The sequence below is a fragment of the Pseudomonas sp. GL-B-19 genome, assembly GCF_019956415.1.
Lineage (GTDB): Bacteria > Pseudomonadota > Gammaproteobacteria > Pseudomonadales > Pseudomonadaceae > Aquipseudomonas.
Map to the genome: position 1 here is coordinate 66318 of NZ_JAHBDK010000011.1, position 21316 is coordinate 87633.

Here is a 21316-nt window from a genome sequence, read left to right on the forward strand (position 1 = left end):
GCCAAGCACCCACGGAGAGAGTTGATGCTTTCCCAACCGAGGATGCAAAAATACGACTTCGGGCGTGTTTCGTGGCATATGGCCGGTGGCGTGGATACCAGATCTGCATGCAGAATATGACTCAGCTCACACCGCTTGAAAAGAGCAGGAAGCCTTCGAGTTTGCCTATCCAGAAAAAAGGAAAAGTAGCATGAGTTCGCGCGTTCAAAATCATGTGGCAGGTCGTTTGTCGCTGCGCCCCCCTCAGGCTGAATCTTTAGGTAAATTAGAGCAGGCTCTGACAGCTGCTCCTGAGATGCTGGCGCACAATCAGAATTTGCCAGCCATCCTTGCCTCCCTTAAAGCACAGTTCGCGACATTGGAGGATTTTGAACGCGATTTTCCGTCACTTTGCTTTGCGCTGGCTACAGGCGTAGGCAAAACCCGTCTTATGGGTGCGTTTATCGCTTATCTTCACCTGGAACATCAGATTAACAATTTCTTTGTGTTGGCCCCCAATCTGACTATTTACAATAAGCTGATTGCCGACTTCACTCCCAATACTCCGAAGTATGTGTTCAAGGGCATCGGTGAGTTTGCTATTAACTCCCCCCGAGTTATCACTGGCGACAACTACGATCAGCAGAACATCACTGGTGGTGAGCTTTTTGGCGAAGTGCGCATCAACATTTTTAACATTTCCAAGATCAACTCTGAGGTGCGTGGTGGCAAGGAACCACGAATCAAGCGTATGCGTGAAGTGCTTGGTGATAGTTACTTTAATCACTTGGCGAGTTTGGATGATCTTGTGCTTTTAATGGATGAGTCACATCGCTACCGTGCGAGCGCTGGAGTGCGCTCCATCAATGATCTCAAGCCGTTGTTCGGCCTTGAGGTTACTGCGACACCTTTTGTTGAGTCCGCTCGTGGTCCTGTGCCGTTCAAAAATGTGGTGATGGATTACCCGCTGGCCTGTGCCATGGAAGACGGTTTTGTCAAAGAGCCAGCAGTTGTCACACAGCGTAACTTCGATGCCAAGGCCCATACCCCGGACGAAATTGAGAAGACTAAGCTGGAAGACGGCGTACGGCTGCACGAAATGACCAAGGTAGAGTTGCTGACTTATGCCCGGGAAAATGGCGTTAAAGTAGTTAAGCCTTTCATGTTGGTGATTGCGCGTGATACCACTCATGCGGGGCAGTTGTTGGCACTTTTGAAGTCGCAGGCATTTTTCGAGGGGCGCTATCAGGGCAAGGTCATTCAGGTCGATTCGAGTAAAACAGGTAAAGACGAAGAAGAGGTAATTGCTCGGCTGCTCGCTGTCGAGAGCGTGGACGAACCTACAGAGATTGTTATTCACGTCAACATGCTCAAGGAAGGTTGGGACGTGACCAACCTTTACACCATCGTTCCATTGCGCGCTGCCAATGCACGGACGTTGATTGAGCAGTCCATTGGACGTGGTCTACGCCTACCATACGGTAAGCGAACTGGTGTGGCGGCGGTAGATCGTCTGAATATTGTTGCCCACGACAAGTTCCAAGAAATCATCGACGAGGCTAACCGGGGTGATTCTCCGATTCGCCTGAAGCAGGTGATTCTTGATGCGCCTAGCCCAGACGATAAGAAAGTCAGCGTACAGGTCGTATCCGGAGTTATGGAGCGCTTGGGTTTGACGGACGCATCTTCACAGTCCAAGGCCGGTAGTTCAATCTCTGCGTCTGGTGAGGTAGGTACGATTGTGGCCCCCGCTACAGAAGCGGGTTCTTCCAACTCGGGACCAGTTTTTACAACACTTGCGGAGAAGCAGGCTGCCCGTGCTGTGATGGAGGTTATTGGCAAATATGAGACTAGGCGTGATCTGGTTCCTACCAGTGAGTCCCTACTGAAGCCTGGAGTACAGCAGAAAATTCTGGCGGAGGTCGCTGAGCGTCTAAAATCTACGCAGGGAAGTCTGTTGGAAGGTGTTGATGAAAACACGCCTGCAATCGATCTTGCGTATGTTGTAGCGAGAACTACAGAAATGGTGGTGCAGCAAACCATCGATATTCCTCGTATCGCGGTTGTACCGACCGGGGATGTGACCACTGGATTTCATCCTTTCAAGCTTGGAATGTTGCCAAACTTCCAGCCTGGGCAGCGTGAGATCGTTGGGCAAGAATTACGTACAAATGATCAGTTCACAATGAGCCGAGAGAGCGGAATTCGCGAGAGATCTCTTGAGGATTATATCGTCAAGAAGCTGATCGACTTCGATGACGTCGACTACCTCACCCAATCAGAGCTTTTGTATGACTTGGCGAGACAGGCAGTTGATCACTTTCGGGATCAGAGCTACTCGGAGACAGAGCTTCATGAGATTCTGGACACTTTTGGCGGAGAGCTAGCCAGGTTGATTCATGCCGAGATGATTGGACATTTCTGGGAAGAAGCTACCGGATATGAAGTGCAGATCAGTCGTGGCTTCACAGAGCTTAAACCTTGTAATTACACTGTCACTGCGGGTCATGCCGCTCATCATTTCCGCGAGACGGTTACCGAGACTAGTCGTATCAAGCAGATGCTTTTCGGTGGCTTTACTCGCTGCTTGTATCCGCTGCAGAGGTTTGACTCGGACACAGAGCGTCGTTTTGCTGTCATCCTCGAACGTGATGCTTTGAAGTGGTTTAAACCCGCTAAGGGTCAGTTCCAGATCTACTATAAGTTGGGAACTGAGCAGCCGGAGTACATCCCGGATTTTGTTGTTGAAGCGGAAAATTGTGTTCTTTTGGTAGAAACCAAGGCAGCCAATGAGCTTGATTCGCAAGATGTGAAGGCAAAGGCCGAAGCTGCTGCTCGCTGGGCTAAACATGCCAGTGAGCATTCACTGAGTGTTCAAGGCAAGCCTTGGAGGTATGTGTTAATCCCACATAATGAGATTTCGGAATCCAAGCGTTTGAGCGATTTTTTAAGGTTTGAGCTTAAATCTTCAGTTGCTATTTGCTGAGGGCTTCGGTGTCTGTAATGATCATCTCCGTGAGATAGCGAACATTTTCAGGCACGTACGTCATTGGGGGAACCAGGATAATGGATCAGCAACTTTTCAAGCTAATGCGGGACGAGACGGAAAAAAAGAGGATCGTAGCCCGTGAAGGTAAGTCATTCCTTATCTATTACGTCCCCCAAAGGGCGTGGGCTGCCGCATCGGAATCCAAGGTCCGAGTCTTGCAACAGGCATTGCAAGACCTGATGGATTCTTCTCCCAATGCGGCTCTCAGTCTCGCTTTTGATCACCGCACTTTTCCAACAGGGCCGATTCCAATGGATCTTCGCGTCCCCGACGAAGGTCTTTATTGCCGGCTTACATGGCGCGAGACGACTGTGGATCCCCTGGTAAAAGAGCGCATTGCTCAAGAAGTTGTAGACGTCTTTTCTCAGGCAAATCTTCAGATTGTTGATGTGACCGAAGATCTTGATAGGGTATTTTTGTTTGTATTCGGTCAATAGGGCCGCTAATCCGGGGTGACACTCGATCCAGATGACCTTGCACGATTAGGTGGATATCCAGTACTAGCATTAGATCGACCGATTTTACGCGCCCTACGCAGCGGGCTGCTTGAGAGCGTCCTTCAGATGCAGTCAACATTCCCTCTGAGAGGCCTCAGAACTTCCGGTAACGGGAATAGGGTGCTGCTTGTAATGGGATGTTTTCAAGGACCCAGTATCGGTAATGCTGGGCAGGACCAGGTCTAGTCGTTCAGAAGTCAGATTGCAGCTTTGGATTTTAACAAACGGAAGAATCTTCGTGGAACTCAAAAAAAAGCCTGAAGGGCTGCCCGCTTGGTGGGCCGGTTCGTCAGGCTTTTTTGCGTATGAAATGCTGTTTAGCCGTTTCTCCGGCGGAGCGGTTCTGGCAGGCGTTCGCGGCGCTGATTAAGTCATGGATCAGCTTGTCCGATCTGCTCAAGCGAAGTGCCGTTGATGAGTAATTCGCCCCCAGTTCTTGCAAGATACACTGGCAAATAGCTTTGGACACTCCGCTTTGCACGCAGCTAAAAGAACTTCTATAACTCAGGTTATTCTTCTGTCCAGGGTGCATCGTTGTTTGCGGCGCAAGAAGATTCCCATTCTGCGGTCTGGTCTGCGTTAATTACTGCAGCATCGCCATTAGCTTTGTGAAAGTTGTCGATAAAGTTGGTGAGACATGTGTTGGTGGAGGGCTGCGCTGAGTGCAGCTTGTCTTCGATAATTGCATTGCGCTTGTAAATATAATCTGAAATCAGGGAGCCATCAGGGTCCCAAGTTTTGCTCTCCCCTGTCTTAGCGCCGTGATCAAACGTTGTAAGCCCTATCATTCTATTGTTGTTGATGTCCCACTCATAAGCTATCCCGTGCGGAACGCCTTCGTCGTAGGGTATTTGCTTAATGATGGCTCCTTGAGCATTGAATGCTTCAACTTTTCCTACCGTCAAGCCGTCCTTGGATTCATTCCGATAAATGACATTGCCAGTGATTTCGTCGTAGTTTTCTTGCTTGCCATCTGGTTTGCCATTTTGGTAATTTCTTACTTGGACTGGCTTTTCTGTGTTTGGACTGAAGATTGTAGCTGAGCCGTTGAGTAAATCCTCTTTAAACGAAGCTTTTGCTATTGTGCGTTTTTCATCAAGGGAGAAGACCTGCATATCGCCATCCATTTTCCCATCTTTGTATTGCGCTGTGTATCGGAGGCTGTGCGTTTTTTGATTGTGACAAGAGACATTGCCAGAGATATATCCATCTTTTACTTCAGCATCACAAGAAAAGGTTTTGCCCCAGAACGCGTTTGTTTCGGATTTTATGTTTTTTAGTGCGTCGTTCATGTTGCTTATGAGCGTGTTGTATCCGCTGCTGGTATGGACGAAGCTTTCAGGGATATTAGTAATGAAACCACTAAATGGTTTGTTTGCTTTGCCTTCATATATTTTTCCATTCGAAGTTTGAACATTTCTGAAGTCTAGTTCGCTGGAGCCGCAGCCAGTCAGGGAGAGAAGTCCCACTGAAACGGCAAGTAGAGAAATGTATTTCATGACATAAAGTTCCTGAGTTCTTCTAAAAAGTAAGGCTTTAAGTTTTTGGTGGAGTTATTTTTTCGGCGAAAGAAAAATGTGCTTTAAAGGCTGCGACCAAAAAAGGGTCGTAAATACCGTGGCTGTAAACGCATCATAGCGCGACGATTTCTTCCATGGCAAGAATCTCAGCGAACCTCGATAAAGACGGCTATTTAGTTAAGCTTGGTGCGGCAGTTCGCGCACGACGGCTTGGGCTGGCCCTTTCGCAAGAAGCCCTGGCGGATGCTTCCGGGATTGATCGTTCCCACATGGGGAAGATCGAGCGAGGAGAGAGAAACGTGACATTTCTCAACATTCTTCGGATTGCAACGGCTATGCGGTGCAAACCGTCTGATTTGTTTGTTGACGCTGGACTCTGATCGGCCAACGCGGTTTCAAGTTTTTATCCCGCGTTGCCTGTTAATGTCGCAGAAGGCTCTGATGCTCTTGGAGGAAATTAATCTCCAGAACAGCAAACAAGTGAACGCTACTGTTATGAGCAAAAGTGGGAAGCGTGCCATCAGGCAGAGGGCTGCCACCAGCACGCTGCTACCGGCGAGCAAGCAAATGAAGAGGAACAACTTAAGAAAAAAGCGAAGCACGGTCATGGACGTCTTTCCTGTTGTGGGAATTTAACGGGTGAGTGATGGAGAAGGTTTGCCGGCTGGGATAATTTAGAGATAGCCGATTTCGGCGAACGACACACAGCCTTCCAAGCCGACCACGACATGGTCGAGTGTCCGGGTGCCAACCAAGGTGAGTGCCGCTTTTAGCGCCTGCGTCAACTGGCGATCTGCTTGGCTGGGCGCGGGATCGCCAGAGGGATGGTTGTGCACCAGAACCACTGCCGCTGCGTTGTGCGCCAACACCAGCTTCACCACTTCCCGTGGATGGACGCTGGCTTCATTCAGGGTGCCGCGAAACAACTCATGAAAGCCGAGCACGCGGTGTTTGCTGTCGAGTAACAGCAGGGCAAACACTTCGTGCTCATAGTGTTGCAGGAGTACTTGCAGGTGGCTGATGACTTGGCTGGGTGTGGTCAGCAATCGACCTTTGGCCAGGCGTTGACGGGCCAACTGCTGAGCCATGCGCAGAATGTCGCTTTCGCTGACGGGCGAGTCGATGTGGTACTGGCCAGCAATGTCACTGGCTTTGAGCTTGTGCAGTTTCATCCCGGATCTCCTTGGGCTCAGCCCACAAGTTGCAGGGCTGCATGCAACGCTTTCTGTTTGATCACCGCCCCTTCGCCAAACCAGGCGGAATCCATTCGGTACTCCGAGTTGCGGGCGCGGCGTTCGTGATCCACGTACTCCGTCACCGCGTTCAGTAAACCCCAAGCGGTGCCGCGTGCGGATGACAGTTCCGCGCCTCGGCCTTTCCCTTCGAATAGCGTTTGCACCTTCTCCATTGCCCGCTTGTTGGGTAATGCATCAGGAATAGGGGAGTGGGCGCTGGTGTCGCACAGCACGTCCATAAAGAAGCCGAGGGCTTCTTTGGTCTGAACCTTACGTTCGGCGAGGGTACGCATCCGGTACAGGAATTCGTCCCATTGCGAGACGGCGATGCCCAATTGCTGTTTGACCGTACGCGGATCAAAGCGCGTGCTGTGTGGAACCTTGATGGCGTGAGTAGCGCCGTCCAGGGAAATACTCAAGGTGTTGTTGCAGACCACGCGCACCGTGGTGGGCGTGGCGGTGGTGGCCAGTGTGCCGTCGCAAGAGGTGGCCAGCAGCAGGTAGCCGTTGACCTGATCATCGCCCTTCAGTGCCGTGGCCTGACCGGTTCTGGCGAGGGCCCAGAACTTGCGGCCACCTTTGAGCACGCCAGCGGTTTCCAGCTCGTAACCGGAGAACTCGGTCAGGTCTCGGTAGAACTCCAAAACCTGACGAGGCTGCACCACCTGATAGCGATGTGAGACCACCGACAACGGCGCTTTGGTGTCGGAGCGATACAATACCTTTTGTTCCGGGAATGAGTGAATGCTTCCCAGATGGCCAGCGGCCTCGGCCTTGAATTGCACCGGGCTGTCCTGGATCTGCCAATCCATCCCCGCTTCACGCTGCCAGACTTCCAGTGGTTGTTTTTCGGTGAGACGGCTACCCAGGCCATGCCAAGGGGTAGCGCCAACGTAAGCCATTTGTTCGATGAGATGAGCCATGGGAGAGATTCCTTTGGATGCAGGTCGGCATAAGCGCTGCGCAGAACGCAGCGCGGACCGGATTAGTGTGGGGAAGTTGAAAGGTGCGCTGATTAAGTAGGCAGATTGAAGCGATGCCCGCAGACCAAACAGAGGTTGTTGGACAGCACATGACGATCCAATTTTTCGCCGAGTTGGGCGCCAAGCGCGCAGCCACCGGCACCCCCAGCCAGTCCACCGAGGATGGCGCTAGAGACTGAACCGATACTGATGCCAGGCGGGCGGATAAGGGCGCCGAGAGTGTTCCCGATTTGACTGCCGGCGAGTGCGGAGCTCGCGCCTCGTGCCGCTCCTCCGATGGAGCCAACAAGGGCGCCAACCGTCATGGCTGTTCTGAGGGAAGCGATTTTTCTGGAGTTACAGCAAGGGCACTGAAGTGACATGGGGCGAGTTCCATGAGGGATATTCAGTGTCGTGATATAGGTGCGAAATTCGTTTCAATGCATCAACTGGAAGGCTTGTTATTTCGGGGGTTAATTCGTCCATTCAAAATAGGTCTCGCACCCTAATTATCACCAATAAGTCCAAACAAAACTCTTCGAACCAGCCAGTTGCGTACAGGGGGGTAGCAGTCCCCATATGAGTTTTCATATGGAGAACTTTGATGTCGAACAAAATCTGCGCTTGCTGTGGCCTGGCGTTCGAAAAACGTCCACAAGTACCCAATCAAACCTACTGTTCGCTACCAGCCTGTCAGCGAGCACGACGCCAACGCTGGCAACGCGACAAGATGCAAACCGATCCTGATTATCGGGATAACCAGAGCCGCAATCAGCGTGCGTGGCTGGATCGCCATCCAGAATATTGGCGCAATTATCGGGAAGCCAATCCCGAATACGTCGACCGAAACAAATCCCGCCAGCGATCCAAACACGATCTGCAGCAGGAAGTCGATCTTGCAAAGATGGACGTGTCACGGGGCATGGCGCTGCGCCCCGGGCTCTACAGAATTGAGCAAATTTCCAACGGTGACGCGGCCAGTAGTGAGGCATGGATCGTCGAGATCACTCCATTAAACATCGATTGCCCGTGCAAAAAGGACGGGTGCAAAGATAGGACGTGATGGTCATTTCGCGGGTCAGGCGCTAATTACGAAACCAAATAAGTTCTCGATCATGCTGCGTGGCAGCTATCTCAACGACTTGCGCTTCGGCCGGTTTTTCTTTGGCCGAGGCCCACGCGAAGATGTGAAAGGCAGACCCGAGAGCAAGCACACGAATAACGGCGAGCGATCGGGTCCTATGCAATCAGATGATTCTTCACTTGCGATGGCGGATAGGCCGGTGGCATTACGTGCCGCCGAATACGTCAGAATGTCGACTGAGCACCAGCAGTACTCGACCGAAAATCAGTCTGACAAGATTCGCGAGTATGCCGAACGGCGCGGAATGCAGATCGTCCGTACCTATGCCGATCAAGGCAAAAGCGGGCTGCGCATCGATGGCCGACAGGCCTTGCAGCAGTTGATCAAGGACGTCGAGTCTGGAGCGGCAGACTTCCAGATCATTCTGGTCTATGACGTCAGTCGCTGGGGGCGATTCCAGGATGCTGACGAAAGCGCCTATTACGAGTACATTTGCCGCCGGGCGGGCATTCAGTTTGCCTACTGTGCAGAGCAGTTTGAAAACGACGGCTCTCCAGTCTCGACAATCGTCAAAGGCGTCAAGCGCGCGATGGCGGGCGAGTACAGTCGGGAGCTGTCGGCCAAGGTGTTCGCGGGCCAGTGTCGATTGATCGAGCTGGGCTTTCGCCAAGGGGGACCTGCGGGTTACGGTCTGCGGCGAGTCCTTATCGATCAGGCTGGCTTAATAAAAAGTGAGTTGGCGAGGGGCGAGCACAAGAGCCTGCAAACCGACCGAGTGATCTTGATGCCTGGGCCTCACGCCGAAGTGCAGGCGGTGAACCAGATCTATCGCTGGTTCATCGATGAAGGGTTGCCGGAATCCGAAATCGCCTCCCGCCTTAACAACCGTGGCATACACACCGATTTGGGACGGGACTGGACACGGGCCACTGTGCGCGAAGTGCTGAGCAATGAAAAATACATCGGTAACAATGTCTACAACAAGATTTCCTTCAAACTCAAAAAACACCGGGTCACCAACCAGCCGGATATGTGGATCAAGAAGGAAGGGGCCTTCGAGGCCATCGTGTCACCGGAGGCGTTCTATACCGCCCAAGGAATCCTGCGCGCCCGGGCGCGTCGGTTCAGCAATGAAGAGCTGATCGAGAAACTACGCAATCTTTACCAGCATCGCGGCTTCCTTTCGGGCCTCATCATTGACGAGACAGAGGGGATGCCATCGGCCTCGGCTTATATCCACCGGTTTGGTAGTTTGATCAGTGCCTACCAGGTCGTAGGATTCACGCCGGATCGAGACTATCGCTTCCTTGAGATCAATCGATTTTTGCGAAGGCTACATCCGGAAATCGTCAGTCAGACCGAACACGTGATTTCCGATATCGGTGGATTGATCGAGCGCGATCCCGCGACCGACCTATTGACGGTCAATCGGGAATTTAGCATCTCTCTGGTCCTGTCTCGTTGCCAGTCGCTGGACAGCGGACGCAGGCGCTGGAAGGTTCGCTTCGATACCAGCCTGGCCCCTGACATTACGGTCGCCGTCCGTCTGGACGACACCAATCAGGCGCCGCTCGACTATTACCTACTGCCACGGTTGGACTTCGGTCAGCAGGGTTTCAATCTTGCCGATCACAACGGAATTGAATTTGAGAGTTATCGCTTTGACAGTCTGGATTATCTCTACGGCATGGCCGCACGCGCACGTATCAGGAGGGCGGTATGAGCAAGGAGCATCTGTCCAGCGAACTGAAAATGATTCCGCTCGAATTCATTGAGGTACTGAATACGCGAGAGCGAAACGGACGGGTTTTCGACGAGATCGTCGGCAACATCAAAAACATCGGTCTAAAGAAGCCGATCACCGTGACCCCTCGCTCCGACGCAGATGGATCAGAGCGTTACCTACTGATTTGCGGTGAAGGACGGCTCAAAGCCTATAAAACGTTGGGCGAAAGCAGAATTCCCGCAATGGTGGTGAGCGTCAGCGACGAGGACGCCTTTCTTATGAGCCTGGCGGAGAATATTGCACGCCGCCAATGCCGACCTCTGGAGTTGCTAGCAGGTATCGAGCGGTTACGTGACCAAGGCTATGACAAAAAGACCATTGCCCAGAAAACTGGCCTTAGCGCCGACTATGTCTATGGCATTCTTCAGTTGCTCAAAAGTGGTGAGGAGCGCCTGTTGGTGGCGGTCGAAAGCGGGCGTATTCCGCTGAATGCCGCTCTTGCTATCGCGGGGGCAGGCAGTGATACGGAGGTACAGGCCGCCCTGCAAGATGCTTACGAATCAGGGAAGTTGCGTGGCAAACAACTGATCCAGGCTCGTCGGGTCATTGAGCGCCGCCGGTCACTGGGGCGATCCATTGCGCGTGGTACACCGCGTAAGGCGGGTGAGGTCACCTCATCCAGCCTTATCCGTAGCTACCAGAAAGAGGTCGAGCGGCAAAAACTCATGGTCAAAAAGGCCGAGTTCGCTCAACAGCGGCTGCTCTTTGTGATCGAGGCCCTGCGCCAGTTGCTGTCCGATGACAACTTCACCAACCTGCTGCGTGCTGAAGGATTGGATACGCTACCGAAATACCTCGCCGAGCGAGTTTGGATAGGAGCCCATACGACGTGAGCCAATTGCCCCTTGGTTTTGTTCCGCAGCCACTATCAGTTTCGTTGGATCTGATCCTGCCCTCGCGCAAGGTTCCTAAAGGGCTGATCGGCTCTAAAAAATTCAAGCAGATTCAGTCGTCGATTGATGCCGTCGGATTAATCGAGCCACTGACGGTCAGCAAGGCCGACAATCAATCTAGCCAGCATACGTTGCTGGATGGGCACATTCGTTTGTTGGTGCTCAAGCAATTGGGCTTTATCGATGCGCCGTGCTTGGTCGCCGTAGACGATGAGACCTACACCTATAACAACCGGATCAATCGTCTTTCCACTATTCAAGAGCACTTCATGATCCGGCGTGCGGTCGAGCGCGGCGTGACACCGGCCAGGCTCGCCAAGGCGTTGAACGTCGACATCAGTCTCATCATCAAGAAAATGAATCTGCTGGATGGCGTATGCGTTGAAGCGGCCGAGATGCTTAAGGATCAGCACTTTTCCGCCGAAATCGGAGCGGTGTTGCGCAAACTCAAACCGACCAGGCAGGTGGAGTGCGTGGAGCTAATGGTGGCCATTAACAATATCACTGTGCCCTACGCTCAGGCACTCATGGCCGCCACGCCAAGCAACCTTTTGGTGGGCGATGCCAAGCCCCGCAAGCTCGGTGGCGCAACGCCCGAGCAGATGGCCAAAATGGAACGTGAAATGGGAAACCTGCAAGGACAGTTCAAGCTGGTCGAGCAATCCTACGGTCAAGACGTGCTCAATCTTGTGCTAGCCCAGGGCTATCTAGTGAAGCTACTGGATAACGACGCGGTCATCCGTTTCCTCACCCAAAATCAACCCGACGTGCTAGTTGAGTTCGAAAGGATTGTGCAGGCGGTGTCGCTGGACAAGTGAATGAACAGCGATGGAAAAACCGCCACTTCGTTGCTGACAATTTACTTGGTGCACCTACATTGTTGTCATGACTGCTGAGCTGCTTTATTGAGACAGCGAAGTTCGAGTCCTAGGGTTGGAAGTATGTACATTAGCTAATACCGGAATCGCGGTACCAATTATTCGTCCAGCTCTGCCTGGCGCGCCCTCGAAGGGATGTACTTGATATTTTACCGTGCATCACAGGCGCGCCCTGAGGGCGTCTACGATGGCTATACCGAGAACAAATCCCTCAGCAAGGAGGCGGCGTGTCGCGTATGTAGTACGGGGCGGGCCACCCAGCCGATGGCTTCTCGGTCGCAGCAGCCCAGGGCATAAGTCACGCTGCATTTTTGGCGAATGCAGGTTCGGTGCATAGTGCAGCGTCACGGCACATTAGGCTTTCGACAAGTGCTCGCTCCGCCCTCGCGAAGGACTGCTGATGGTGCCCACAGGCGCAGCCGATTTCATGGTCGGTTGTAGGCAAGCAATTTTTCTGGAGGTACAGCAAGGGCACTGAAATGACATGGGGTTGGATTCCATGAGGGATATTCAGTGTTGTGACGAAGGTTTTAAATGAGTTTCAATATCGTTTGTAGGTGAGGGGGCGAAATTTGTCAGTTAACCGCCATACGGAGTTAGTTCTTAAACCCTACGGAGTTAGTTCTTCCGGGCCAGAAAGCGCTTTTTTTGGGGGGGGGCAGGTGTTCGTAGAGGGATTCTGCCTTATCGGCTCGCGAATGGGAAATTACTCCAATAGCTAATGATGTGTTCGGTCTCCGCGATCATCTTGCCCCTCCAGCCGGATCAACACCGACAAAAAATAGAACGAAGTTGCGGAGCTTAGCCCCGAACATTGCGACAGGATCTTTTCGCAAACCAGACGCCAGAGGGTGTAGTGCGTCAGGCTACGTCGATGGCGGAAAGGTGGTTGGGGCCGCTCCCGCAAACGTCATGCAGGTAGTGAGCTCCTACGTTCGAGACGCGTTGCCCATGCTCAGGGAAAAAATACTTGCCGCTGCCGGTATTCTTGTTGGAGCGAACACGGCCTAAAGTTGCATCACTCCCAAATACATAACGAGCAGGAAAGTGACCAATACCCAAACTGTTTTCTACCCGAGGATCGTACGTCTCAAGCAATTGACCGAGCGTATCGGCCTCGGGCGGTCAACGATCTATGACCGCATGGACGTCCAGTCGCCGAGGTACGACGCTACGTTCCCCAAACCGATCAAGCTGGGGGCTGCGGCCATTGGCTGGATCGACTCCGAAATCACCACGTGGATTGAGCAGCGCATGTCTGCTAAGGAGGCGTGCTGATCATTCGACGGCCTCTTCACCGGTGAGTAGGCTGAAATTTCTCTGGCCTTTTTGAACTGAATTCGAACACCAACTCCGTATAGCGTTTTAATCCGTAGTTTTATAGCGAGGTGTGCTACTGGCAGTGCTTTGATCGGGATCGGCTTGCCCTAATATTTCTGGCTTATATGTTATTAGTATTACCAATGCCCATTTATTGAGTATTCCCAACACTCACTCATTTAGTAAAGAGATGTGTGTCTAGTAGATATCGCAGGGGGAGGGGATTGACTTGATCCAAGCAAGTCAATCAGTAATTCATCAGACTTGTTGAGTGTTTGAAGGTATGAAGGGGTGTGTAAACGTATTGAAGGATGAGCGCGAGATTGCGCTCCTGAGTAAGTGTCGCATCGAAACAGGCGATGGCGACGTACAGGGTGAGCTGGATATCGGCTTAGTCAGTGAACTGAAGCTAGCATCGGTATGGGTTCAAAAACTTATCAAGACCGAGGGGGATGCCTATAGCCTGAATGATACGAAGGGAGACACTGAGGTTAGTCTACGACGCAATATTCCGGGAGCCTTCCTGTACAAGCTGTTAAAAATGAATGTGTCTCAAGATAAAGGGCTGCGGAGCCTTTACACGTTCGAGCCGTATATCGCATTGATGGTCAAGCAGGTTGAGGCGTTTGGCCTAAGTATTAACCAGTTGCGTGCCATACACAGGGGTAGCGAGGATATCGTGCCCCTCGTTCAGAAACTGAACTCGTGTGTTGACAGCATTCGACAGGAGGCTAGCTCCAAAGCCTTTCAGGGCAAGCTTAAGAACTACCAGCGATCAAGCAATAAAAACTACAAGGAACTGACATCGTACGTTGATGCGCTGTTTGAACACTATTCTAGGCTACTGGTGGTGAGAGTTGACTTGAGCTACCAAAAGCAGCACGCCAAGACGACACAGGCGGAAGCCAAGCGGGATCGCGAACACTTGTTACAGAACTCGAGGTCGAACAAATTATTTGATGACATGGTGGGTTATATCTGGAAGCTGGAGCATGGGGCGGAGAAGGGTTTCCACTACCACATGATATTTTTCTTCGATGGTTCGAAGGTCCGACAGGACATTACCAAAGCCCTCCTGATAGGCAAATATTGGACGAATGTTGTCACGAAAGGTCGTGGGTTGTACTACAACTGCAACGCGGACAAATCGCGCTACAAGAGCTGTGGCATCGGCATGGTCCACAACGCGGATAGTCTGATGCGGGACTCACTGACCAGCTTGGCGGTGCCCTATCTGACCAAGACCGATCTCTACATGAAGCTTCAAACCACTGGGCGAGGCATGGGGAAGATGGAACGACCGCGTCAGAAAGACTCTCGCGGTAGGCCAAGGGTTGCTCCCACTGACCGCGTGTGCGCGGCATAGGGGAGTGCCATCTACGGCTCTCAGCGGTACTGAGGGCCGTAGGTCAGTACCGCCCTTGTGATAACCTAAACTCCTATAGTTCATCACGCATTTGCATGCTTATTCTTTTCCCAGGCAGGATTAACGAGTTCGTCTCCACGGAGCCATTCTTTTAGCCATGTATCAATATTTGAGATGCGTATACCCAGGATATTATTTTTTTCGATAAACCCAGTTAAAGGTGTTTCAAGACCGGTAACGACTTTTTCCTTGGATGGCCACCCTGCTTCAGGTCGTTTCTCCTCAAGCAGCCTTGCTACTTCTTCTTTGACCTGTAAGGTGGCCTTGTTTCGTCCTTGGGCATTTTTACTGTTTTGGATTGAGCGAGCATCTCTGTTCATCTTGTTGATGACCGCCGCTGATTTTTCTGTAACCTCACCAACCATCACACTTGCATAGCAGGTAAAGGCCCAAGCGCGGTCGCGGTCATTATGTGTCTCAGCGGCTCTTGCCAGTTCGAGGTATAGGCAGGCATATCTTGCGTCTTGCAGCAGTGTCTTGATTTTTTCACTCTGCTGACTGTCTTCGTCCATCCAGCGAATTTCCAACTCGGCTTGCAGTGCGGGGTTGTCTGTGATTGCGCGGATGTCCTCCAGTAGTTTCTTATATTCTTCGAGCCCAAGTAGTGGATGGAAAAAACTATCCAAAAGCATGTCGTGGTTTCTAGCGATGGCTTTATCGACTGTGGTGCTGCCTATGTTTTCATTCGTGCTCATTGTGATTTGGATCGGTGAAAAGAGTGCAGGTTTCGTTTCTTTCATTTTGTCTGCTGGTCTTTGAATGGTGCCAACGTGGCAACTGATGAGCTTTCGTAAGAAAGGGTTATTGATTTGGGCATGAATTTATGAAGCTTGCCCAATCCGTCATCATAGCTCGGCGTTTTTCAAATAAATCGCCTCGAAAATATGCCGCTTCGGCTTTGTCCTGACGTACATGCGCTAATGCTTGTTCACACACCTCCCGAGGATAGTTCGTCGACTCAGCAGCCCAGTCTCGAAATGTTGAGCGGAAGCCGTGCATGGTCAGGTCTTCACGTTTCATACGGCGTAGAGCCATCAGCATCGACATGTTGGATAAAGGCCTACCTTCTCGTGCTCCCGGAAACACGTAGGAATTGCTTCTTATCTGAGCTAAGCCCTTCAGTACGCTCAAAGCCGCATCGCTCAATGGTACTCGGTGCTCCTTTGCGGCTTTCATTCTGTGAGGGGGAATTCTCCATACCTTCTTCTCCAAGTCGAACTCGGTCCAGGTAGACCCTAGAACTTCGTTGGTCCGGCAGGCCGTCAGAATAGTCAGCTGCATTGCTTTGTAGCTGAGATCATCGTGCTTCGCGATTTCTTTCATGAAGGCAGGTATCTCAGACCACGGCAGTGCAGGATGGTGAACAACAACCTTGACCTTCGAACGTGGTGGAAGCAGCTTATCAAGATGTCCGCGCCATCTGGCTGGATTTTCTCCTTCGCGCAGACCTCTGGCTTTCGCGGCATCGAGCACCATTTCGATGCGGTTACGCACGCGAGATGCTGTTTCTGATTTTGATTGCCAAATGGGGGTGAGTACATGGAGCACGTGTTCAGTAGTCACGTCTTCCGTGTTCAAATTTTCCAGAATGGGGAAGGCGTAGGTGGTTAAAGTGTTTTCCCACTGCTGAGCATGTTTTGCGTTTTTCCAGCCCGCACGGTGAGCAGCGATGTAATCAAGGGTGACCGACTTGAAGGTTATCGCTTTAGCCTTCTGAGCCTGTTCGGCTTTTTGCTGTGCAAGGCGAGTGGCGTCACGCTCCGTGAGTGGATCGATTTTCTGCTGAAGCAGTTTTCTTTGATCTACAGCCTTCGACCGCGCCTCCTTGAGCGTTACATCAGGAAAGCCGCCTAGGCCCATCTCGCGGCGTTTTCCCGCGAGCTGAAACCGCAGTACCCAAGACTTTTTCCCACTTGCTTTTACTACCAGGCGCAATCCTTCGCCGTCTTCGTATGTACCGGCCTCGGTTACGTTTTCAACTTGTTTGGGATTTAGTTTTCCCATGATCTTTCACCGTGCTGACGTTTATGATGTCGAGACGGTTCCCCCATTTGTTCCCCCACAAGGTGTAGGAAGTAATGAGGTGGCGTCGGACAGGAATGGACGGATACTAGGTGCATGGCCTAGTATTATCTACGTGTAACGGATTTGTTCGGAAAATTTAGGATGCCAGTGCGGGGGACTATCTCTCCGCCATTACATAGAAAAAGCCCCGTAACTGAAAAGTTACGGGGCTTTTTCGTTTTTGGGGTTTCGTTCAGGGCATTTTTAGCTGCGCTTTCAACCAGAGTTGGAGGCCCCTGATATCTCGGGCGAATACTCAGAATGACGAGCCACTAATTTGCTGTCTTTTCGCTCTTCCAAACAGGTCGTGGCGAAACCGCCTTCACCACATCATCGATCAGCGCTTTTCCCATCGCCGTCAAATAGTGTGCAGCCCAAGCATGACGGTCGGTGTCTTTTGCATAAGCTGCGTCCTCTGTGAGTGCCTTGGCCAGGAACAGGAAATCCGAGGCCTGTGCTAATGCAGTACTGACGGGCACTCCCGCGCTTACGTGGAACATTGCATTGTCTGAGCAATAAATGGGGGTGAAGCCGATCGTTTTTGCTTCTGCAGGTTCGGTCATTTTCCACCTCCAGTGAGGGGGCGGTTTTGGAAGAGGGCGAGCGATGGAGCATTACGCAACATGGAGTCGCGCGGAGAGAAAAGACCAGGTTTGTTCGGATTTACAGTGTGCATTTGTCCAACTCCTTGACATAAGGAGCTGCCACTTTCGTTACCAAGCGAATGGGTGGCAGCTGCGCGCAGGTTGGTAAACCGGGAGTCAAGGAAACCGGCACGCCAGAAGGCGTCCCACGCACAGCCGCCATAACACAAGTTCGCAGGCGTAAGACTGCCAGAAACTGTGAAGGAAGCGCTGTTGCGTAACTCGACGGGTTACCAAGCCCGATCGCTGAATGTTCAGCGACGACTGGAGAGTATCCCGCCGAATATATGGCCAACAAGGTGGCAACCTGCTCAAAAGCACAGCAAGCGTACCCCCTTACGCAACTCTCGGATTTTGCCTACAACTTCATCAAGAGTCACCCGGATAGTCTGGTAATCGTGCAAAACCGGAACGCCAGAAGCAAAACCCTACCTAGTTCGTGATGCGCGGGCTTTCCTTGAACAAGCAGGAGTCACCCCATGAACGTAATGAGTTACCAAGGCTATGCAGCCCGAATTGAATACAGCGACGAAGACAGCCTGTTTGTCGGCCACATCGCGGGCCTCAAGGATATCGTTGGCTTTCATGGCGAGTCAGTACGGGAGCTTCGAAAAGCCTTCGAAGAGGCCGTCACTGATTATCTGGATACGCGTGCCAAACTCTCGGCCCGGGTAGCACGCAATACTGACTGACGGTCGCTAAAGTCCACCAATCCGGTATCGCTCCCGCTCAGCGAGAACCAAAGCACCATTCCAAATTGAGAAAACAAGGCAAATCCACGTCATTAGCTATCATGCAATACACAGCAAATGCCCGGATGACGGAGGAAGAATGAACAAATGGCAACGGCTTTGGTTGTCTGTGAAGCTGATAGCAGCCGTAGCGGCCTGTGTGGCCGTTGGTGTTCAGGCTTTTTTCTACATGATGGACGGCTCTGACGCAGAGCAAATCCACCCGTTGAGTATTCTGGTTGTCGGGCTGATCTTCGGCTTCATCACCTTTGGCCTCCTCACATTCATTGAAAGAGGTGTGCGGCGATTAGCAGCCCCTTTTGTCACCGCCAGATCCCAACCTCAAGAGAAGGCTGATACCGATTCGGAGCTGGTAGCGCAGCCACTCATCCTGTCTACTGACGATTCAGCTCAACAGAAGAGTCTGTGAGCTGACATTGGGCAGCCAATGCCAAACGCTCAAAACGTAGGCGGCGTAACCACCCAAATCACCACCGCATCCACATCCCCCGGATTCCCATACCGATGCGGTTCCTGGCTGGAAAAGCTGAAACTATCCCCTTCACCCAGCAAAAAATGCCGTTCCCCCACCCACAGCTCAAAACTCCCCGACAGCAAATACCCAGCCTCTTCGCCTTCATGACTGTAACTCTGCTGGCTATAAGCCCCCGGAGGAAACCGCGAGTGCAGCATCTCCAACTGCCGATTCGGCTGCGGCGTCAGCAGATGATCCACAATGCCGTCTTCGTAATGCACGCTCATCCGGGTATTTTTACGCACGACAATGCCGTCATCTTCCGGCGCCGTTTGCGTTTCGCTGGCGAAGAACCATTGAATGGTCACGCCCAGGCTCCGGGCGATGTTGAACAGGGCAGGGATGGAGGGATAGGCGAGGTTGCGTTCTAGCTGGCTGATGTACCCCGCCGTCAACTCGCTCATCTGCGCCAGTTCGGCCAGGGTCATGCCCCGGCGTTTGCGCAGGCCACGAATCCGGGTGCCGAGGAAGTGCGGCTCAGCAGTGGCGCTGTCCTGTATGGGCGCGCCGGTGGCAGGCTGCATCTTGCTGCTGTTGCTCATGGCGTGCTCCAAACCGGGATCTGTCAAAACCCCGGAGTATAAACAGCCTTAAAGCTCCCACGCGACTTTCAAACCTTCGTAAATGGCTTCTTCGGCGGTGCGTGGGGCGAGGCAGTCGCCGATGCGGCGAAACTCCACAAGGCCTTGCAACTCTGCGCCGAGGGTATCGACAGGTTGATGGCCTTGGCAGAGCACCAATGTGTCGATGTTTTCGAAGAGCATCGGTTCGCCGCTGGCGGTGTGTTGCAGGTAGACGGTGTTGTCGTCGCAGCCATACAGGCGGGCGTAGGGGGTGATCGGGATGCCGAGTTTGTGCAGTTCGCCGGCCAGTTGATCGCGCACGTAAAGCGGCAGGTTTTCGCCGCAATGGGTGCCGTTGACCGCCAGTTGCACTTGATGTCCGGCGCGGACCAGGCGTTCGGCGATGCCGGGGCCGATCCAGTCGCAGCGCCAGTCGACCACCACCACGGAACGGCCGATTTGCACCTCGTCGCGCAGCACTTGCCAGGCGTCTACCACCTGCAATTCACCGCCGCGCTCGAACGCCGGCCAATAGGGTTCGGCGCCGGTGGCGACGATTACCATGTCTGGCTGTTCGCGTTCCACCAGTGCCCGGTCGACGCGGGTGTTGCGCACGACGCGCACGCCGGCCAGTTCCATTTCGCGTTGCAGGTTGGTGCTGGCGCCGCCGAATTCCGCACGCTTGGGCAAGAGTTGCGCGAGCAAGACTTGGCCGCCGAGTTGCGAACTGGCTTCGTAAAGGGTCACGTCGTGTCCGCGCTGGGCGGCAACGGCGGCGGCTTTCATGCCTGCGGGCCCACCGCCCGCGATCATGATGCGTTTACGTTGCTTCGCCGGTTGCCGTTGTCCGAAGATCAGTTCGCGCCCGGTTTCGGGATGCTGGATGCAGGAGATTGGCAAGCCTTTGTGGAAGTGGCCGATGCATGCCTGATTGCAGGCGATGCAGGCCCGCACATCTTCGACGTGGCCGGTGTCGGTTTTGTTGGGCATTTGCGGGTCGCAGATCAGGGCGCGGGTCATGCCGCAGACGTCAGCCTGACCGCGCGCCAGAATCAGTTCGGCTTCCTGTGGCTGGTTGATGCGCCCGGTGACGAACAGCGGAATCGACAGACTGGCCTTGAACGTGCCGGCTTCCTTGGCGAGGTAGGCCGCTTCGATCGCCATCGGCGGCACGATGTGCACCGCGCCACCCAAGGAGGCCGAGGTACCCGCGACGATGTGCACGTAATCCAGCAGCGGTTGCAGCGATTGCACGGCGGCCAGGGATTCATCTTCGGTCAACCCTTCGGGATCGCGCTCGTCGGCGGAGATGCGCAAGCCGATGATGAAGTGCTCATCGGTGTTGGCGCGCACGGCGGCGATCACTTCGCGCAGAAAGCGTAGACGCTGCTCCAGTTCACCGTTGTAGCCATCGGTGCGACGATTGACCCGCGGGTTGATGAATTGCGCCGGCAGGTAACCATGGCTGGCCACCACTTCCACACCGTCGATTCCAGCCTGATACAGACGTCGGGCCGCAGCCCCATAACCGGTGACGATCTCATCGATCATCGTCTGATCCAGCGCACGCGGCATCACCCGAAAGCGCTCGTTGGGCACCGCCGAAGGTGAATACGCGACCGCCAGCAGCCCATCGCTGGACTCCATGATTTCCCGCCCCGGATGGAAAATCTGTGACAGCACTACCGTACCGTGAGCATGGCAGCTGTCAGCGATTTTTCGATAACCCTCGATGCACGCGTCGTCTGTGGCCATCAGCACGTGCGAGGTGTATCGCGCGCTGTCATGCACCCCGGCCACTTGCAGCACAATCAGCCCGACACCGCCTTCGGCTCGCGCGGAGTGATAGGCGATCAGTTGCTCGTTGACCAAATTGTCGGTGGGCATCGACGTGTCGTGACCGCTGGACATGATGCGGTTTTTCAGGCGTTTTCCCCGCAACTGCAAGGGTTCGAACAGGTGTGCAAAGGCGGCGGAAGTGGACGGCATGGTGCGGGTACTCCAGGCGGGCTGAAGCCGAAAGGCCGGGTTTTCGGCGTTGTTATTATTTGCCTATAGAAATTTACCTTCAGTAAAAAATCAACTTGTTTTTTTACTTGCGCTCGAAGTAGATTCATTTGGCGCCTGCACCTGGGGCGAACCTCACAACA

21 protein-coding genes and 1 pseudogene are annotated in these 21316 nt (G+C 53.1%); 12 read left to right on the top strand and 10 right to left on the bottom strand.

The features are described 5' to 3' along the window. Nucleotides 1-190 precede the first annotated feature (190 nt). From KGB06_RS01220 to KGB06_RS29865, 3 genes are all read left to right on the top strand, one after another. On the top strand, nt 191-2965 hold the full coding sequence (locus KGB06_RS01220; protein WP_223511343.1) for a DEAD/DEAH box helicase: 2775 nt from the start codon (nt 191-193) through the stop codon (nt 2963-2965). 80 nt (nt 2966-3045) lie between these two features. Next, nucleotides 3046-3465, top strand: a complete 420-nt coding sequence (locus KGB06_RS01225) for a hypothetical protein (RefSeq protein ID WP_223511345.1) — start codon at nt 3046-3048, stop codon at nt 3463-3465. Nucleotides 3466-3763: 298 nt separating this feature from the next. Next, the gene (locus KGB06_RS29865) at nt 3764-3895 is read left to right on the top strand and encodes a hypothetical protein (RefSeq protein WP_263288119.1); all 132 of its coding nucleotides are present in this window, start codon (nt 3764-3766) and stop codon (nt 3893-3895) included. Nucleotides 3896-4034: 139 nt separating this feature from the next. Here KGB06_RS29865 and KGB06_RS01230 read toward each other — a convergent pair whose 3' ends face one another. After that, nucleotides 4035-5024 carry a toxin-antitoxin system YwqK family antitoxin gene (locus KGB06_RS01230; protein WP_223511346.1) on the bottom strand — a complete coding sequence of 330 codons (990 nt, stop codon included), beginning with the start codon at nt 5022-5024 and terminating at the stop codon, nt 4035-4037. 155 nt (nt 5025-5179) lie between these two features. Between KGB06_RS01230 and KGB06_RS01235 the strand changes: the two genes are divergently transcribed. Next, nucleotides 5180-5425 carry a helix-turn-helix domain-containing protein gene (locus KGB06_RS01235; protein ID WP_223511347.1) on the top strand — a complete coding sequence of 82 codons (246 nt, stop codon included), beginning with the start codon at nt 5180-5182 and terminating at the stop codon, nt 5423-5425. Between the two features lie 15 nt (nt 5426-5440). On the opposite strand, the gene KGB06_RS01240 is transcribed toward KGB06_RS01235, so the two are convergent. From KGB06_RS01240 to KGB06_RS01255, 4 genes are all read right to left on the bottom strand, one after another. After that, nucleotides 5441-5653: a hypothetical protein gene (locus KGB06_RS01240; RefSeq protein WP_223511348.1), complete on the bottom strand. Its 213-nt coding sequence runs from the start codon at nt 5651-5653 to the stop codon at nt 5441-5443. A 66-nt stretch (nt 5654-5719) separates the two neighbouring features. Continuing rightward, complete coding sequence (locus tag KGB06_RS01245) at nt 5720-6217, bottom strand: JAB domain-containing protein (RefSeq protein ID WP_223511349.1); 498 nt, start codon at nt 6215-6217, stop codon at nt 5720-5722. Between the two features lie 17 nt (nt 6218-6234). Further along, a complete protein-coding gene (locus tag KGB06_RS01250; protein ID WP_223511350.1) occupies nt 6235-7203 on the bottom strand; it encodes a DUF932 domain-containing protein in 969 nt (322 codons plus the stop codon). Between the two features lie 92 nt (nt 7204-7295). After that, on the bottom strand, nt 7296-7625 hold the full coding sequence (locus tag KGB06_RS01255) for a hypothetical protein (RefSeq protein WP_223511351.1): 330 nt from the start codon (nt 7623-7625) through the stop codon (nt 7296-7298). Between the two features lie 221 nt (nt 7626-7846). Between KGB06_RS01255 and KGB06_RS01260 the strand changes: the two genes are divergently transcribed. The 6 genes from KGB06_RS01260 (at nt 7847) to KGB06_RS01285 (ending at nt 14569) form a co-directional block, all read left to right on the top strand. Continuing rightward, a complete protein-coding gene (locus KGB06_RS01260; protein WP_223511352.1) occupies nt 7847-8305 on the top strand; it encodes a hypothetical protein in 459 nt (152 codons plus the stop codon). Nucleotides 8306-8510: 205 nt separating this feature from the next. Then, a complete protein-coding gene (locus KGB06_RS01265) occupies nt 8511-10049 on the top strand; it encodes a recombinase family protein (RefSeq protein ID WP_223511441.1) in 1539 nt (512 codons plus the stop codon). Next, complete coding sequence (locus KGB06_RS01270) at nt 10046-10945, top strand: plasmid partitioning protein RepB C-terminal domain-containing protein (RefSeq protein ID WP_223511353.1); 900 nt, start codon at nt 10046-10048, stop codon at nt 10943-10945. Before KGB06_RS01265 ends, KGB06_RS01270 begins: the two co-directional genes overlap by 4 nt. After that, nucleotides 10942-11823, top strand: coding sequence for a plasmid partitioning protein RepB C-terminal domain-containing protein (locus tag KGB06_RS01275; protein ID WP_223511355.1), 882 nt, complete (start codon nt 10942-10944; stop codon nt 11821-11823). The genes KGB06_RS01270 and KGB06_RS01275 overlap by 4 nt, the downstream gene beginning before the upstream one ends. A gap of 1107 nt (nt 11824-12930) precedes the next feature. Further along, complete coding sequence (locus KGB06_RS01280) at nt 12931-13161, top strand: helix-turn-helix transcriptional regulator (RefSeq protein WP_223511357.1); 231 nt, start codon at nt 12931-12933, stop codon at nt 13159-13161. 313 nt (nt 13162-13474) lie between these two features. Next, nucleotides 13475-14569 (top strand): inovirus-type Gp2 protein, encoded by a 1095-nt coding sequence (locus KGB06_RS01285; protein WP_223511359.1) that lies wholly within the window; start codon nt 13475-13477, stop codon nt 14567-14569. 83 nt (nt 14570-14652) lie between these two features. Here the strand turns inward: KGB06_RS01285 and KGB06_RS01290 are convergent, their stop codons facing one another. The 3 genes from KGB06_RS01290 to KGB06_RS01300 all read right to left on the bottom strand — a co-directional run bounded on the left by KGB06_RS01290 (nt 14653) and on the right by KGB06_RS01300 (nt 17256). After that, nucleotides 14653-15369, bottom strand: coding sequence for a hypothetical protein (locus KGB06_RS01290; RefSeq protein ID WP_223511360.1), 717 nt, complete (start codon nt 15367-15369; stop codon nt 14653-14655). Nucleotides 15370-15430: 61 nt separating this feature from the next. Beyond that, nucleotides 15431-16633: a tyrosine-type recombinase/integrase gene (locus KGB06_RS01295; protein ID WP_223511361.1), complete on the bottom strand. Its 1203-nt coding sequence runs from the start codon at nt 16631-16633 to the stop codon at nt 15431-15433. A 332-nt stretch (nt 16634-16965) separates the two neighbouring features. Further along, a complete protein-coding gene (locus KGB06_RS01300) occupies nt 16966-17256 on the bottom strand; it encodes a DUF3077 domain-containing protein (protein ID WP_223511362.1) in 291 nt (96 codons plus the stop codon). Nucleotides 17257-17816: 560 nt separating this feature from the next. Between KGB06_RS01300 and KGB06_RS01305 the strand changes: the two are divergent. Continuing rightward, nucleotides 17817-17999, top strand: a pseudogene (locus tag KGB06_RS01305) (toxin-antitoxin system HicB family antitoxin); the annotation flags it as partial. A 169-nt stretch (nt 18000-18168) separates the two neighbouring features. Next, nucleotides 18169-18498: a hypothetical protein gene (locus KGB06_RS01310; RefSeq protein WP_223511364.1), complete on the top strand. Its 330-nt coding sequence runs from the start codon at nt 18169-18171 to the stop codon at nt 18496-18498. Between the two features lie 29 nt (nt 18499-18527). Here KGB06_RS01310 and KGB06_RS01315 read toward each other — a convergent pair whose 3' ends face one another. After that, on the bottom strand, nt 18528-19127 hold the full coding sequence (locus KGB06_RS01315) for a cupin domain-containing protein (protein WP_223511442.1): 600 nt from the start codon (nt 19125-19127) through the stop codon (nt 18528-18530). A gap of 66 nt (nt 19128-19193) precedes the next feature. Continuing rightward, a complete protein-coding gene (locus tag KGB06_RS01320) occupies nt 19194-21155 on the bottom strand; it encodes an FAD-dependent oxidoreductase (protein WP_223511365.1) in 1962 nt (653 codons plus the stop codon). Nucleotides 21156-21316: the final 161 nt, after the last annotated feature.